Genomic DNA, 14,673 nt, shown 5'->3' with positions numbered 1-14,673 from the left:
GGTGGGGTGTCTTTCGTGTGTTCGTGCCGGCTCACAGGCTCCAGGGCCAGATCGGCAGGATCATCTGGAGCGCGAACGGGAAGATCAGCGTGGTGAGCAGCGCGACCACGGCACACACCGTCAGGCGCGTGCGCAGGCGCATGGCAGAAGGCACCAGCGACAGGAGCGCGGCCAGAAAGGACGACACCACCACGCCCAGCAGGCGCAGCGTGAAGGCAAACACCAGCAGGCTGAGCACGCACCAGAACAGGTTGCTCCATTGCACAGTGACGGTGGTGCCGCGCCGCCACCAGGCCGGCACGGCCACCAGCAGGCCCAGCACCGCCAGCACCCAGCCGAGCACCACGGGGAAGTAGCCGGGCCCCATGCGGGCGGGGGTGCCGAACTCGTATTGCTGGCCGTACAGGGCGAAGAAGAGGCCGGTGGCGGTCATCAGCAGACCGCCGACCAGATCGTGGATGTCTCGGGTCGTTTTCATGGGAATGGGAGGGCAGGACGGGCCGCCAGCGTAGGGGCGGGTACCTGACCAGAACCTGATCGCGGGGATGCCTCGCGCGAGATCGAGGGTGTCAGCGCGAGGTTCTTCTGGCCGCTTTCAGCGTGATCCAGGCCGGGGCGTGGTCGCTGGGTTTCGCGGCGCCGCGCACGTCGCGGTCCACGCCCGAGGCCTTCAGCCGCTTCGCCGCTGCGGGGTTGAGCAACAGGTGGTCGATCCGCAGGCCGGCGTTGCGCTGCCAGTGCTGGCGGAAGTAGTCCCAGAAGGTGTACATGGGCTCGCCGGGGTGCTGCTCGGCGATGGCGTCTATCCAGCCTTGCGCGAGCAGGCGCCGGAAGGCCTCGCGGCTTTCAGGTTGCAGCAGCGCGTCCTTCAGCCAGGAGCGCGGGTTGTAGATGTCGGCCACGCCGTCGGTGGGCACGACGTTGTAGTCGCCTGCCATCACCACGGGCTCGGCGCGCGTCGCGAAACTGGCCGCGTGCGCGATCAAGCGTTCGAACCAGGCCAGCTTGTAGTCGAACTTCGGACCCGGCCGGGGGTTGCCGTTGGGCAGGTAGAGGCAAGCCACCAGCACCCCGTGGGCCGCCGCTTCGATGTAGCGGCTCTGCGTGTCCTTCTTGTCGCCTGGCAGGCCCCGTCGCACCTCCAGCGGCAGCTGGTCGCGCGCCAGGATGGCCACGCCGTTGTACGACTTCTCACCGCTCCAGATGGCGCCGTACCCGGCACGTTCGATGGCCGCCAGCGGAAAGGTGGCCGAGGAAGTCTTGAGCTCCTGGAGGCAGACCACATCCGGGCGCGCGGCGTCGAGCCAGGCGAGCAGGTTGCGCACGCGCCCGTTCACGCCGTTGATGTTGAAGGTGGCGATCTTCATCGTGGCGGCGGCTGGGCGGGGCTACTCGGCGCGGCCTGTGCTCTCGCGGTCATGCCGGTACCGCCGGGACAGCAGGAACGGCGGCAGCCAGGATTCGCGCCGAACCGTCCACAGTTCGTAGGTGGGGGTGAACAAGTCCGGCGCGTCCAGCGTGCCCAGGTTCACCTCCACTTCGTCGCCCGAGCGCCCGAACAAGGACGACCCGCAGCGGGGGCAGAAGAAGCGGCCCGCGTAGCTGCTGGCTTCGCCGGTGACGACCACCGCGCTCTCCGGGAACACGGCAGAGGCGTGGAAGAGGGTGCCGTGGTGCTTGCGGCAGTCCAGGCAATGGCACAGGCCGACCCGGTACGGCGGCCCCGATGCTTCGATGCGGATGTTGCCGCACAGACAACCCCCTGTGACCCGGTTCATGCTCTTGCCTCCAGACGCCCGGATGCCGCGGACAGAATTCGAAACTACCGCGTGGGCGGCGAACCGGTTGTAGGACACTGTCGCTTTTCCGAATCGCCACGACAACACGGTTGGCCCGCACCCATGAACCGGATTCACCTGACTGGACGCCGCCTTCGCGACATCGCGCTGAACACGCCCGGCCTGCGCATCCTGCTGCTGGCCATCCGCAACTACGTGCTCCATCAGAGCGCCAACCAGGCCGGCAGCCTGGCGTTCTCGTCGCTGCTGGCCATGTTCCCGCTGCTGATCCTGCTGTCCGCGTCCGCGGGCTACATCGGGCAACCCGGGGACGCAGCGGCGCTGGTGCATCGCGTCGTGGGCTATGCACCGCAGCTCGTGCGCGATGTGATGCAGCCCGTCATCGAGCAGGTGCTGGCGCAGCGCAACCAGGCGCTGGTGGTCATCGGCGTGCTGGTCACGTTGTGGACGGCGTCCTCGGGCATGCAGGCGATCCGCTCGGCCTTGAACCGCGCCTACGGCATCGAGCGGGGCCTGCCGTTCTGGAAGGCGCGCATCAAGGTGACGCTGTTCACCGTGATCGTGGGCGCGGGCGTGCTGACGGCGTTCAGTTCGGTCGTGGTCATGCCGTACCTGTGGCAATTTCTTGTGGCCCAGGTCGGGGTGGGGCAGGAGACCGTCTGGTTGCGCAACAGCGTGCGCTACGGCTCGGCGTTCCTCACGCTGGTGGTGCTGTATGCGCTGATGTACGGCTGGCTGCCCGACATCCGGCAGCGGCTCTACACGGTGGTCCCCGGCGCGGTGATCGGGGCCGCGCTCTGGGTGGCCGCCGCCGCCAGCCTGGCCTACACCCTGCGCACGGCGGGCAAGCTGGCTCTGCTGTATGGCAGCTTCGCGGGCGTGGTGGCCACGCTGGTCTTCCTGTACATCACCGCCACCACGCTGATCTTCGGCGCGGAGATCAACGGCGTGCTGCGCCAGCCCGACGAAGGCAAGGCCTGATCCGCTCCGTCACACTGGCTCAACTTGGCGGGTTTTCACGCGTCAACGGCCGGCCGCCACAAGCCATCCGGGGGGGCGATGCCGACAATGCCCGGCATGAACGCTCCGCAACTCCCCGACCCGGCCGGCAATTCGATGGCCACGCAGTGGCTGCTGAACATCGGTCATGCCATCGACCACATGTTCCTGCTGATCTTTGCCACGGCCGTCACCAGCATCGCGGCCGACTTCGGTGTGGCACGCTGGGAAGACCTCATGCCCTTCAGCGTGGCCGCGTTCTTCTTCTTCGGCGTCGGCTCGCTGCCCGCTGGCCGGCTGGGTGACCACTGGGGGCGCCGCAAGATGATGCTGGTGTTTTTCTTCGGCATGGGCGCCTCGGCCCTGCTGGTGAGCGTGACGCAGACGCCGCTGCAGATGGCGCTGGCCCTGGCGCTGATGGGATGCTTCGCGTCCATCTACCACCCGGTGGGCATTCCGATGCTGGTGCAGGGCGCAAGCCGCCCGGGCCTGACCATCGGCATCAACGGCCTCGTCGGCAACCTTGGCGTCGCCATGGCGGCGGTGACCACCGGTTGCTTGGTGAAGTACCTCGACTGGCGCATGGCCTTCGCCGTGCCGGGCGTTCTGTGCCTGCTCTTCGGTATCGCGTTCGCGCTTCTGGCGAGCCGGGAACACGCAGCGCCCGCGAAGAAGAAGGGCTCTTCGGCCGGTGCGCCGCCGGGTGTGTCGCTGGCCAGGCTGTTCCTGGTGATGACCGTCGCGGCCACGAGCGGCAGCCTGCTGTTCAATTTCTCGACCAACAGCAACTACGAGATGCTCACCGAGCGGCTGCGCGACATCCTGCAGGACCCGGCCCGCATTGGTGTGCTGCTGGCCTTGACCTACACCGCCGCCTCGTTCACCCAGCTGCTGGTGGGCTATCTCATCGATCGCATGCCGCTCAAGTCGCTCTACCTGTCCATCGTGGTGGCGCAGGCCGTGCTGCTCGGTTGTGCCGCTGTGGTGGATGGGTGGATGTTCTACGTGCTGCAGTTCCTGTTCATGGCCGCCATCTTCGGCGCCATCCCGTTCACCGATGCGATGATCGTGCGCTTCGTGGACGACAGCATGCGCTCGCGCGTGTCGGGCATGCGCTTGGCCGTGTCGCTCGGGGCGAGTTCGCTGGCGGTCTGGCTCATTGGCCCGCTGGTGAAGCAGGCCGGCTTTGCGGCGCTGCTGGGGGTGATGACCGTGACGGCGGTCGTGACGCTGCTGATCGTGAGCCAGTTGCCCACCACGCCCGCGCCGCGGCGTGCGCCGCCGGTGCGGGTGGGCAGCGAGGCGAGGAGCTAGCGCCTCAGTGCCGGGCGCCCATGGCCTGCGCCCGTTCCCTGGTCGCCTGCAACTCCATCGGGTGGTCGGCCACCTGGGTGGGCCAGCCTTGCAGGTGCCGCTCGGCCAGATCGGCCAGCGCGCGGATCCACTCGGGTGAGTCGTTCACGCAGGGGATGTACTGGAACTGCTGGCCGCCCGCCTCCAGGAAGGCATGGCGTGCCTCCATGTTGATTTCTTCCAGCGTCTCCAGGCAGTCGCTCGTGAAGCCGGGGCACACCACATCAACGTTCTTCAGTCCCTTCTGTGCCATGGCCACGAGCGTGGGTTCGGTGTAGGGCTCCAGCCACTTCGCCTTGCCGAAGCGGGACTGGAAGGTCAGTGTGTAGCGGTCTTGCGAGAGGCCAAGCGCCTCGCCCAGTAGCCGTGCGGTCTTGCGGCATTCGCAGTGGTAGGGGTCGCCCAGCTTCAGCGTGCGCTCGGGCACGCCGTGAAAACTCATCACCAGGTGGTCGCCCCGGCCGTGCGACATCCAGTGCGCGCGGATGGTGCGCGCCAACGCCTGGATGTAACCCGGGTCGTCGTGGTAGCGGTTGACGAAGCGCAGTTCGGGCAGGCTGCGCACCGGGCTGCTCCACGCGGTCACGGCGTCGATCACGCTTGCGGTGGTGGTGCCGCTGTACTGCGGGTAGGCGGGCAGCACAAGCACACGCGCCACGCCCTGGGCCTTGAGCTCGTCGAGCACCGCCGGAATGGACGGGTTGCCGTAGCGCATGGCGTGGCGCACCGTCACCTGGTGGCCGCGCTCGCCCAGGTAGCCGCGCAACAGCGTGGCCTGCTTCTCCGTCCACACCTTGAGGGGGGAGCCCTCCGGCGTCCAGATGCTGGCGTACTTGGCGGCCGATTTGGCCGGCCGTGTGCGCAGGATGATGCCGTGCAGGATTGGCAGCCACGCCAGGCGAGGAATCTCGACCACGCGCGGGTCGCCCAGAAACTCCGCGAGGTACCGCCGCAGGGCGGGGGCCGTGGGTTCGTCGGGCGTGCCGAGGTTGCAGTAGACGATGGCCGTGCGGGCGGGCTGGCCATGGGGAATCGTCGGTTCGGGGCGGAAGGGCATGCGCTATTCTCCCGCAGACATGAATACCCCCCTCTCCCTGGCGCTGGACGCCCGCCGCGTCCGTGCCATCACCATCGATCTGGACGACACGTTGTGGCCGATCTGGCCCACCATCGAACGTGCCGAGGGCGTGCTGGCGGCCTGGCTGACGGCGCATGCACCGGCCACCGCCGCGAAGTGGGCGGACCCGGTGGCCCTGCGCGAGGTCCGCAACCAGATGCACCTCACACGGCCTGATCTGGCGCACGACCTCAGCGCGCTGCGCCGCGAGTCGATCCGGCTGGTGCTCACGCAGTCTGGCGACGACCCGGCACTGGCCGAGACCGCATTCGACGTGTTCTTTGCCGAACGCCAGCGCGTGGAGCTGTTCGAGGACGCCTTGCCCGCGCTCGAATGGATGGCGAAACGCTACCCGGTGGTGGCACTCTCCAACGGCAATGCCGATGTGCACCGCGTGGGCCTGGGTCGGCACTTCCACGCCGCGTTCAGCGCGCGCGAGTTCGGCGTGGGCAAGCCGGATGCGCGCATCTTCCACGCGGCGGCCGACGCCGCCGGTGTGCGCGCCGACGAGGTGCTGCACGTGGGCGATGACATCGATCTGGACATGGTGGGTGCCCTGGGCGCGGGCATGCAAGGCGCGTGGGTCAATCGCGGTGGGCTGGCGTGGTCGCACGCCACGCTGCGGCCCCATGTCACCGTGGTCGACCTGATGGCCCTTTGCCGCGAGCTGGGGTGAGCGCATGGGCCTGACGATCTACGGCATTCTCGCCTCGCGCGCGGTGCGACCCCTGTGGGCCGCGCGCGAACTGGGCCTGCATTTCAAACACGTCGAGCTGCCTTACCAGGACCGCGCCACGCGCACCCCCGAGTTCCTGGCAATCAACCCGAACGGACATGTGCCGGCATTGGTGGATGCGCGTCCGGAGGGGCCGGTGGTGGTGTGGGAAAGCATGGCTTGCACGCTCTACATCGCCCGCCACCATGGCCGAGCAGATGGACAGAGCATCACCCCAGCCACCCTGCTCGAGGATGCCGAAGCGCTGCGCTGGAGCTTCTGGGCCATGACCGAAACGGAAAACGATGCGCTCACGGTGCTGATGCACCGCATGGTGATGCCGCAAGAGCGGCGCAAACCCGAGCTCGCCGACGCCGCTGAAAGTCGGCTGGCGAAACCCTTCGAGGTGATCGAGCAGCATCTGCGGCGCCAGCAGGGCGCTGGCCTTGCGCACCTGGCCGCCGCGCGATTCACCGTGGCCGACCTGTGCGTGGCCAGTGTGCTGAACTGGGCACGTCCGTCCAGGTCGCTGATGGCCGCCCACCCGCTCACGCACGACTGGATCCGGCGCTGCATGGCGCGCCCTGCCTATCTCGCGCTGCGGTGAATGGAAGCACCCCCCTGCGCCACGTCAGCGGCGCAGGGGGGGCCCTGTTCAGAACCGGAAGTCCGCGCTCACGAGGAAGGTGCGCGGTGCACCGAGGAAGGCGCGGCTGGCACCCCAGTTCAGCGAGGAGGCGTAGGTCTTGTCGGTGACGTTGTCGATGTTCAGGCGCAGACGCACGTTCTGCGTGAGCTCGTACGACGCCATCAGGTTGAAGATGGTGTAGCTCGGCAGCTTGCCGCCCTTGCCGTTGGGAATCACGCGGTCGGCCGTGTCCGGACGGCCGACCCAGGAACTGCCCACGTGCTGCAGGCCGCCACCGAGGGTCAGGCCGTTGTTCAGGCGGTAGGTGGTCCAGAGGTTGAGTGTGGCCTTGGGTGTGAATGCAAGTTCGTCGCCGTTGGTGGTGGTCACGGCTGTGTAGTTCGGGTTGGCCGCGTTGGTGGTGCTGTAGTCGCCGCTCAGGGCCGCATCCACCGCCGCGCTGTGGCGGCGTTCGCTGTCGAGCAGCACCAGGCCGCCGTACACCGCCCACGCGCTGGTCACGTGGCCCGAGATACCGAATTCCACACCCTGCACGGTCTGTTCACCGTAGCCGCTGGGCGCGCCACCGCTGGCGATCATGGCCACGTTCTTGCGCTCGGTGCGGAAGATGGCGGCGGTGGTGCTGAGCTTGCTGTCGAAGAACTCCCATTTGGCGCCGAGTTCGAGGTTGGTCAGCTTCTGTTCTTTCGAGGTGGCGGAGTTCTGCCCGTCCCAGCCGGGGAAGGCGTTGTTGCCCTCACGGCCGCTGTCGGGGTTGGAGAGCCACGAGCCCGGGGGCACGTCCGATTGACCATAGGACGCATACACGCTGGCGTTCTGCACCGGCTTGTAGACCACGCCGATCTTGCCGCCGAGGGTGGTTTCGGTGCGTTCGTAGCCGTTCATGGCGCCCAGCGGCGCACCGGCCGCGGTCGTGCTGCTGAGCTGCACCTTGTAGCGCTCCAGGCGCGCGCCGCCGGTGATCTGCCACTTGGGGTTCAGCTCGATCGTGTCGTACGCGTACACGGCCACCGTGTCGATCTTGACCAGACCGCTTTGCGATTGAACCAGTGCGCCGCCAGGTGCGCGCGCCGGATCGGGGTTGAACAGGTTGGTGTTGCCGCCGCTCGGGGTCGGGAAGCGGCCGCTGTCCGACTCTTCCCGGTTCAGCTCGAGGCCGACGGAGAGGTTGTGCCGCAGGCTACCGGTGGAGAACTGGTTGCTCAGGTTCGTCAGGTTGCTCAGCACCGTGTTCTCGCGCGCGTAACCCCAACGCTGCGTGGGGACCGACTGGGTGCCGGCCACGTAGCCCGTGGGCGCGGTGACGAAGGCGTCGCGGCTTGTCTTGGACCAGCGCGTCTGGTTGGTCAGTTTGAGGGTGGGCGAGAAGCGGTGGTCCACCTTCGCGGTGAGCATGTCGGACTTGACCTTGTCCGTGTCGCCCAGCAGGCCGTAGAAGCGGTCGCGTTCGACGCCCGCCGTGGCCGGGTTGTAGTTCACCAGGCCTTTGACCGTGGCGGCGGGCACGCCCCAGTCGGGTCGGTCGTCCTGTTCGATGTGCTGCCACGAAAGCGAGACCTGCGTCGGCGTGTTCAGGCCGAAGGCCACCGAGGGGGCCAGGCCGATGCTGCGTTGCTTGGCATGCTCGCGCCCGGCGATGCCGCTGTCTTCGGCCAGCAGGTTGAGGCGGAACGCGCCGCCTTCGGAGAACTGGCGGTTGAAGTCCAGGGTGCCGCGCAGGCGGTTCTTCGACTCGTACTGGTCCCAGCCGAGACCGACGCTGCCGGTGGTGAAGTTCTCGGCCTTGGGCGTCTTGGTTTCCAGGTTGACGTAACCGCCCGCGCCGCCACGGCCGTTGTCGGCCGACGGGCCCTTGATCACCTCCACCTGTTCAAGGTTGAAGGCATCGCGTGCGAAGTTGCCGGAGTCGCGCACGCCGTCGACGAACACGCTGCCGCTGGTGTCGAAGCCGCGCAGGCTGAAGTTGTTGTTGTTGGTACCGAAGCCGTTCTCACCCGCGTTGAAGCTGATGCCGGGGGTGTTGCGCAGCACGTCAGTGAGGTTGCGCGCGCCTTGCTCGGTGATGATCGCCTGCGGGATGACGTTGATCGTCTGTGGTGTGTCGATCGTGGCAGAGGTGGCCTTGGGCGAGGACACCTCACCTTCGGGCGACGCGGTCACCGTGACCGTGGACAGGGTGGCGGAAGACGTGCCTTGCGCATGAACAGGAGCGACGGCCAGGCTCACCAGCGCGCCACACAGGGCGGTGGAGAGAGGGGTGAGGCGCGGGCGGCGGCGATCTGGAACGGACATGAAGGCTTCCTGGAGGTTGAGGACAAAAAAACGGCGGCCTGAGGGCCACCGGTGGTCGGAAAGTGCGGATGCTTGAAAATTAAGAAAATCTTAAAGAAGATCGTAATCAATCTCATTTGCCTTGTAAACCGCGTAAACCTTTGCGTTTCTGCGGGAATAGACTCGCGCTTGCCACCAGCCAGAGGAAGAACGCCCACATGATGATCACGATCCCCCAGCTTCTGAGTGCCGCGGAGGTGCGGCATTTCCGCGATCGGCTGGCGCAGGCCGAATGGACGGACGGCCGCGCCACGGCCGGCCATCTGGCTTCGCAGGTCAAGAACAACCTGCAGTTGCCGGAAGACTCGCCCGCCTCACGCGAACTGGGGGATCTCGTGCTGCAGGCGCTGGGGCGGCACCCGCTGTTTCTTTCGGGGGCCTTGCCCTTGAAGGTGTTGCCGCCGCGCTTCAACCGCTATGAGGGCGGTGGCACCTACGGCCCGCATGTGGATGCGGCCGTGTTCAGCGTGCCGGGCACGCCGCACCGTGTGCGCAGCGACCTGTCGGCCACGCTGTTCCTGAGCGAGCCGGACGAGTACGAGGGGGGCGAGCTGACCGTGTCGGACACCTACGGCGAGCACAGCGTGAAGCTGCCTGCAGGCGACATGGTGCTGTACCCCGGCAGCAGCCTGCACCATGTGACGCCAGTGACGCGCGGCGCGCGCCTGGCATCGTTCTTCTGGGTGCAGAGCCTGGTGCGCGACGATGCGCAGCGCGCGCTCATGCTGGAGCTCGATGGCGCGATCCAGCAACTGGCGGTCGACGCGCCTGGCCACCCTTCGCTGGGCCGATTGACCGGCGTGTACCACAACCTGCTGAGGCAGTGGTCGGAGACTTGACTCGCACCCGCCGCGCTTCGCGCCACCCCCTCAGGGGGCAACACCAGCAGCCCGGCGAAGCCGGATCTGCGGTGTTTCTGGAGGATGCCTCTTCCGATGGGTGGGCCTTGCTCACCAGCCCCAGAGCAGGTTCTTCGCGATCCAGCCACCCACGCCTTCCTCGCGTTCGACGCGCACCCAGTCCGCACGCTTCTCGCGCGTGCGCAGCAGTTCGCCGTACTCGGCCTTGCCGACGATGCGGTGTTGTGTGCCCGGGCCGCTGCGGATGTTGGCTACCTTTGACTTCACGACGTGGTGGGGTGTGTTGCCGGTGAGCGAGCGGGCCACCCAACCGGTGTCGCCCTCGAAGTCGCGCACCTTCACCCAGTTGCCCTTGCGTTCGGTGATCTGCAGCGGGTAGCCCCGTTTGAGTTCCCACAGCACCGCCGAGCTGGTGCTCGGGCCCTCACGCATGTTGAGGGTGCTCCCCTGTACGCTGACCATGTTTTGCGCGTGCGCCACGCTCGTGCTGAGCGCAAGCAGGCACAGGCTGGCGGCGGCGAAGAGGTGTCGGGCAGGGTGGGTGGCGTTCATCCGGGGAGGCTCCTTTTTCGGGGATGGAAAGAAATGTCACACGGTGTGAACACCGCGTGCCCGAGAGGTTCCGCAGTTGTGCGGATCAGTTGCCGAGGGCCGCGAGCCGTGCCGCGGCCAGGCCGCTGCGCACCGCGCCTTCGAGGGTGGCCGGGTAGGGACCTTCCACGTAGTCGCCAGCGGCCCAGAGCCCCGGGGCGATGGCCTGCGCCGGTCGCGCCAGCCCGGGGGTGCAGGCGAAGGTGGCGCGCTTTTCCACCACGGCCTGCACCGTCTGCAGCGCGGGCATGCCGAGCTGGCGCCGACCCTGCTCGAGCACGCTCGACTGCAGGTCGTCGCGGTCGAGGCGGCTCGCACTCACGACAAAGGCGAGCATGCCCTGTGCGGCGGGGTTGTCCGGCTGGAGCCGGCCCCGGTCGAACACGAACTGGGCGGGTGCGGTCAGGGCGTCCGGCTCGGCGCGCAGTGCCAGCATGGGCGATGGCAGGCGGGCGCCCGGCGCGTGCGCGTACACGGTGGTGATGGCGGTGAATGGCAGGGCCCGTGTGCAGCGCGCCCAGGCCTTGAGCTCCGACTCCGCGGTCTCGTCACACGCATCGGCTGCCTGGCGGATGGCCTTTTCGGCCGGGCTCGCGGCGGTGGCCCAGACCACGCGGTCGAAAGCCTCTTCTCCGCCCTCATGGCCCAGCATCCATTGCGGCCCCTGAGGCCGCAGCGTGCTCACCCGGGTGCCGATGCGAAGGCGGGCCTTGCCGCCGTGCTGCTGCAGCCAGCGGGCGGCGGCATCAGGAAAGAGTTGTGACAGATCCGCGCGCGGCAGCAGCAGGCTGGAACCGCTGAACCCCGCGAAACCCGGGCCGAACAGCGCGTCGCGCAGCACCCGCAGAAACACGGCGGCGCTGGCGTCCGCCACGGGGGTGTTCAGTGCCGACACGCACAGCGGTTCGATCAGCTCCTGCATCACGCGCGCGGGCAGGCGGGCGCAGAGATCGGCCACCGTGGATTGCGGGTCGCAGGTGAAGCCCCGGCGCTGCCAGCGCAGCGAGGCGCCGATGAGCGCGAGTCGTTCCCGCCAGCCCCAGCCGTGCGTGGTGGCGATGGCGGCGAGCGCGTCCAGTGGGGCGGGCCAGCGCGTGGCCCAATCGGGTGTGCGCAGGCCGGAGCCATCGGCCTGTGGAAGTGACAGAGGCAGGTTCAGCAAGGCCGTCGGCAGGTCGACCCCCACGCGCTGCATGAGGCCCAGGGTCTCGGTGTACGCACCGATCAGGATGTGCTGCCCGTTGTCCAGCGTGAGTTCGCCGCCTTCCGGCAGGGGCAGGGGGAGTGCGCGTGCGCGGCCGCCGAGGACGCGTGTCGACTCGAAGACCGTGACATCCGCGCCCTGCGAGACCGCTTCCACGGCCGCCGCCATGCCAGCCCAGCCGGCGCCCACGACGGCGAGCTTCGCGGTCATAGCCTGCCGAGCGCCTGGACTTTCCAGGCCAGCCAGAACTTGCGCAGCGGCGTGAGGCTCACGCGTTGCGTCAGCACCAGCAGCGGGTCGGCTGCGATTTCCTTGAGCAGCGTGCGGTAGATGCTCGCCATCATGAGCCCGGGCTTCTGCGCGCGGCGGTCGGCTGCCGGCAGCAGGGCCAGGGCCTCGTCGTAGGTTCGCAGGGCTCTGGCGCACTGGAACTGCATGAGGGCGAGAAAGCGGCGCTGGAAATCGGCCACGTCGGTGCCGGGCGCGGCACCGCGCTGCAGCAGTTCGTGCGCCTTCACGTTGAAGCTCTGCAGCTCGTTCACCGGCAGGTAGATGCGCCCCCGCGTGGCGTCTTCGCCCACATCGCGGATGACGTTGGTGAGCTGGAAGGCCAGCCCCAGGCGGTGGGCGTACTCGGTGGTGGCGATCTGCGTCTGGCCGAAGATGCGTGCGGCGACTTCGCCGACCACGCCGGCCACCAGCTGGCAATAACGCTGCAGGTTGGCAAAGTCCAGGTAGCGGTTCTGTTCCAGGTCCATCTGGCAGCCGTCGATCACGGCATTCAGGTGGCGCATCTCGATCTCGTAGGTGCGGGCCAGCGGCATGAGCGCCTGCATCACCGGGTGACTGGGCTCGCCGGCATACGACTGCGCCACTTCGCGCCGCCACCAGTTGAGCTTGGTCTGCGCAACGGTGGGGTCGCTGACTTCGTCGACCACATCGTCCACCTCGCGGCAGAAGGCGTAGAACGCGGTGATGGCGGCGCGGCGCTCGGCCGGCAGGAACAGAAAGGCGTAATAGAAGCTGCTGCCCGAGGCCGCGGCTTTTTGCTGGACGTAGTCTTGTGGGCTCATGCGTGGTGCGATCCGGGTGCCAAGTGTACGCACCCGGCGTGGCGGCCCGGAGTAGGATGGCGTGGATCCCGCGACTCCCCACGAGGTGCCTCATGAACGATTCCAGTCGTCGCGTCTTCCTGCTGCACGTGGCCGCTGGCGGCCCGGCCCTGTGGGCCGCGTCGGCCCTGGCCCAGCCGGCCATGGTGAGCGCCACGGAACCGACCGCCATCGCATTGGGTTACACGCCCGATACCCAGAAGGTGGACGCCCGCAAATTCCCCAACCACCGGCCGACACAGTCCTGCCGAAACTGCCAGCTCTACGCCGGCAAGCCCGCGGATTCGATTGGCAACTGCACCATCTTCACGGGCAAGATGGTGGTGGCCAACGGCTGGTGCAGCGCGCACATCCTCAAGTCCTGAGGCGAGCACCGCTCCTCACTTGCGCGCCTTGGCCACTTCCTCGGCAACCAGCGCGGTGAGCTGTTCGCGCCCGAAGCTGGGCAGGCTCCGGCCATTCACGAAGAAGGTGGGGGTGCGGGTCACCTCCAGCGCGGTGAGGTCTTCGATGTCCTGGCGCAGCACGGCCGCCACTTCGGGCTTCCGGGCATCCTCGATGGCTTTGGCCATGTTGAGCCCGGCCTGTTCGGCGGCCTGGAAGGCGATGCGGATATCGGGGCGGCCATGGTCGGCCCATTGCGGCTGAGCCGCCAGCATGGCTTCGAGCACCGGCACATACAGGTTCTGGCGCCTCGCGGCTTCCAGCAGCAGCACGACCTGGTCCGAGCCCTGGTGGAACGGCGCGTAGCGGATCACCAGTCGCACCTCGGTCGGGTAGCGGGCCATCAGATCCTTCACCACGGGGTAGAAGGCGCGGCATGTCTCACAGGCAGGATCGAAGAATTCGACGATGGTCACGGGCGCAGCCTGCGGCCCCATCACCGGCGAATGCATGCGCACCAGGCGCAACGGGTGTTGGGTGACCTTGTCCATTTGCGAGCTCTGCACGCGCTCCTGGTACAGGTAGGCGCCGAGGCCGAACGCGGCGAGCACGAAGGCCACGAGCGCGAACACGGTGAATTTTCTGGCGTTCATCGGGTTGTCGTCTTTCGTAGGAATTGAATGAGAAGGAGGCTGATGGCCGCGAAGGCCATCAGCGAGAGCCAGGGGATCTGCACGCCATTGAGGATCTCGAGCTTCTGGTCGGCGCACGAAACGCTGGCACCGCAGGGAATCCAGCCCTTGGGTATGGCGCCTGCCACCAGCAGCGTGTGATAGACGGCGATGGCGGTGCCGGTCAGCGCGAGTGGCAGCGCGTAGACGGCACCCCGGCGGTCTTCGCTGAAGCAAGCCATGCCCAGGAGGAGGGCCAGGGGGAACATGGCGATGCGCTGGTACCAGCACAGCTGGCACGGCACCATCAGCATGACCTCGCCGATGAACAGCGCGCCCGCAGTCGCGATGACCGAGACCAGCCAGGCGGCGAGAAGAAGCGTCCATGAGCCCTTCATGGAAGGACCCCGTGGACGAGGCTGAGGACAGGCATGGAAAAAACCTCCAGTGGAAACGTGGTGGGGCGCGGCGCGGCCTGAGGCTCGCCCGCTGCGGTATGGACCGGCGTGATCTGGACGCGCCGGTAGCGGCGCGGACGGCGGATCAGGCCGTGGCGAGGGCGGCCCACTGGGGCCGTTCAGGGAGGTCTGCCGGTTGTGAGGCCGGTGGCGGTGTTGGCCTGGGCAGAGGGAAGGCGCCCTGCACCGTCACGCCCGGGGCACGTGTGCCGAACAAGGCGAGGTTGCAGGTGCCGTGACACGTGCTGCAGTCCACGTGGCTGGCATCTGCGGAGGCTGCCGGCTGGTCGCAAGGCGCATGCGGGCAGTGGTGCAGGGTGGTCGGCCCGCCGTTGTAGGCCCCGGTCGGTGGCGTGGATGCCCACCCCGGCGGCAGGAGCAGCAGGGCCCAGAGGAGGATGGCAATCCACGGACGCATCCGGGGATTGTA

The 14,673-nt window shown here is 67.8% G+C and carries 17 protein-coding genes; 6 read left to right on the top strand and 11 right to left on the bottom strand.

All coding sequences use genetic code 11. The annotated features are described in order from the left end of the window. Positions 1–31: 31 nt before the first annotated feature. The 3 genes from J2X09_RS02060 to J2X09_RS02050 all read right to left on the bottom strand — a co-directional run bounded on the left by J2X09_RS02060 (position 32) and on the right by J2X09_RS02050 (position 1,778). A complete protein-coding gene (locus J2X09_RS02060) occupies positions 32–478 on the bottom strand; it encodes a tripartite tricarboxylate transporter TctB family protein (RefSeq protein ID WP_204731687.1) in 447 nt (148 codons plus the stop codon). A gap of 91 nt (positions 479–569) precedes the next feature. After that, entirely contained in the window at positions 570–1,367 is a 798-nt protein-coding gene (xth, locus tag J2X09_RS02055) for an exodeoxyribonuclease III (protein ID WP_204731686.1), read from the bottom strand. 21 nt (positions 1,368–1,388) lie between these two features. Further along, the gene (locus J2X09_RS02050) at positions 1,389–1,778 is read right to left on the bottom strand and encodes a GFA family protein (protein WP_204731685.1); all 390 of its coding nucleotides are present in this window, start codon (positions 1,776–1,778) and stop codon (positions 1,389–1,391) included. 123 nt (positions 1,779–1,901) lie between these two features. Between J2X09_RS02050 and J2X09_RS02045 the strand changes: the two genes are divergently transcribed. Further along, the gene (locus J2X09_RS02045; protein ID WP_204731684.1) at positions 1,902–2,780 is read left to right on the top strand and encodes a YihY/virulence factor BrkB family protein; all 879 of its coding nucleotides are present in this window, start codon (positions 1,902–1,904) and stop codon (positions 2,778–2,780) included. A 96-nt stretch (positions 2,781–2,876) separates the two neighbouring features. Beyond that, positions 2,877–4,112, top strand: coding sequence for an MFS transporter (locus J2X09_RS02040; protein ID WP_204731683.1), 1,236 nt, complete (start codon positions 2,877–2,879; stop codon positions 4,110–4,112). 4 nt (positions 4,113–4,116) lie between these two features. Here J2X09_RS02040 and hemH read toward each other — a convergent pair whose 3' ends face one another. Then, the gene (gene hemH / locus J2X09_RS02035) at positions 4,117–5,208 is read right to left on the bottom strand and encodes a ferrochelatase (protein WP_204731682.1); all 1,092 of its coding nucleotides are present in this window, start codon (positions 5,206–5,208) and stop codon (positions 4,117–4,119) included. 19 nt (positions 5,209–5,227) lie between these two features. Between hemH and J2X09_RS02030 the strand changes: the two genes are divergently transcribed. Further along, a complete protein-coding gene (locus J2X09_RS02030) occupies positions 5,228–5,944 on the top strand; it encodes an HAD family hydrolase (protein WP_310307209.1) in 717 nt (238 codons plus the stop codon). Between the two features lie 4 nt (positions 5,945–5,948). Beyond that, the gene (locus tag J2X09_RS02025) at positions 5,949–6,590 is read left to right on the top strand and encodes a glutathione S-transferase family protein (RefSeq protein WP_204731680.1); all 642 of its coding nucleotides are present in this window, start codon (positions 5,949–5,951) and stop codon (positions 6,588–6,590) included. Between the two features lie 48 nt (positions 6,591–6,638). Here the strand turns inward: J2X09_RS02025 and J2X09_RS02020 are convergent, their stop codons facing one another. After that, the gene (locus J2X09_RS02020; protein WP_204731679.1) at positions 6,639–8,924 is read right to left on the bottom strand and encodes a TonB-dependent receptor; all 2,286 of its coding nucleotides are present in this window, start codon (positions 8,922–8,924) and stop codon (positions 6,639–6,641) included. A gap of 197 nt (positions 8,925–9,121) precedes the next feature. Here J2X09_RS02020 and J2X09_RS02015 point away from each other — a divergent pair, with 197 nt between their 5' ends. Further along, entirely contained in the window at positions 9,122–9,802 is a 681-nt protein-coding gene (locus tag J2X09_RS02015; RefSeq protein ID WP_204731678.1) for a Fe2+-dependent dioxygenase, read from the top strand. A gap of 111 nt (positions 9,803–9,913) precedes the next feature. On the opposite strand, the gene J2X09_RS02010 is transcribed toward J2X09_RS02015, so the two are convergent. The 3 genes from J2X09_RS02010 to hpnD form a co-directional block, all read right to left on the bottom strand. Continuing rightward, complete coding sequence (locus J2X09_RS02010; RefSeq protein WP_204731677.1) at positions 9,914–10,375, bottom strand: SH3 domain-containing protein; 462 nt, start codon at positions 10,373–10,375, stop codon at positions 9,914–9,916. Between the two features lie 85 nt (positions 10,376–10,460). Then, on the bottom strand, positions 10,461–11,828 hold the full coding sequence (gene hpnE, locus J2X09_RS02005) for a hydroxysqualene dehydroxylase HpnE (RefSeq protein ID WP_204731676.1): 1,368 nt from the start codon (positions 11,826–11,828) through the stop codon (positions 10,461–10,463). After that, positions 11,825–12,691: a presqualene diphosphate synthase HpnD gene (gene hpnD, locus J2X09_RS02000; RefSeq protein ID WP_204731675.1), complete on the bottom strand. Its 867-nt coding sequence runs from the start codon at positions 12,689–12,691 to the stop codon at positions 11,825–11,827. Before hpnD ends, hpnE begins: the two co-directional genes overlap by 4 nt. Before the next feature lie 92 nt (positions 12,692–12,783). Here hpnD and J2X09_RS01995 point away from each other — a divergent pair, with 92 nt between their 5' ends. Further along, positions 12,784–13,095 carry a high-potential iron-sulfur protein gene (locus J2X09_RS01995; RefSeq protein WP_204731674.1) on the top strand — a complete coding sequence of 104 codons (312 nt, stop codon included), beginning with the start codon at positions 12,784–12,786 and terminating at the stop codon, positions 13,093–13,095. Positions 13,096–13,110: 15 nt separating this feature from the next. Here the strand turns inward: J2X09_RS01995 and J2X09_RS01990 are convergent, their stop codons facing one another. The 3 genes from J2X09_RS01990 to J2X09_RS01980 all read right to left on the bottom strand — a co-directional run bounded on the left by J2X09_RS01990 (position 13,111) and on the right by J2X09_RS01980 (position 14,661). After that, a complete protein-coding gene (locus J2X09_RS01990) occupies positions 13,111–13,767 on the bottom strand; it encodes a DsbA family protein (protein ID WP_204731673.1) in 657 nt (218 codons plus the stop codon). After that, complete coding sequence (locus tag J2X09_RS01985; protein WP_204731672.1) at positions 13,764–14,183, bottom strand: disulfide bond formation protein B; 420 nt, start codon at positions 14,181–14,183, stop codon at positions 13,764–13,766. The genes J2X09_RS01990 and J2X09_RS01985 overlap by 4 nt, the downstream gene beginning before the upstream one ends. 145 nt (positions 14,184–14,328) lie before the next feature. Then, entirely contained in the window at positions 14,329–14,661 is a 333-nt protein-coding gene (locus J2X09_RS01980; RefSeq protein WP_204731671.1) for a hypothetical protein, read from the bottom strand. Between the last annotated feature and the right edge of the window lie 12 nt (positions 14,662–14,673).

The sequence above is a fragment of the Hydrogenophaga laconesensis genome, assembly GCF_031457235.1.
In the GTDB taxonomy this organism is placed as follows: domain Bacteria; phylum Pseudomonadota; class Gammaproteobacteria; order Burkholderiales; family Burkholderiaceae_C; genus Hydrogenophaga; species Hydrogenophaga laconesensis.
The sequence above is the reverse complement of the archived record's forward strand: the minus strand, read 5'-3'. Positions and strand labels throughout refer to the sequence as shown.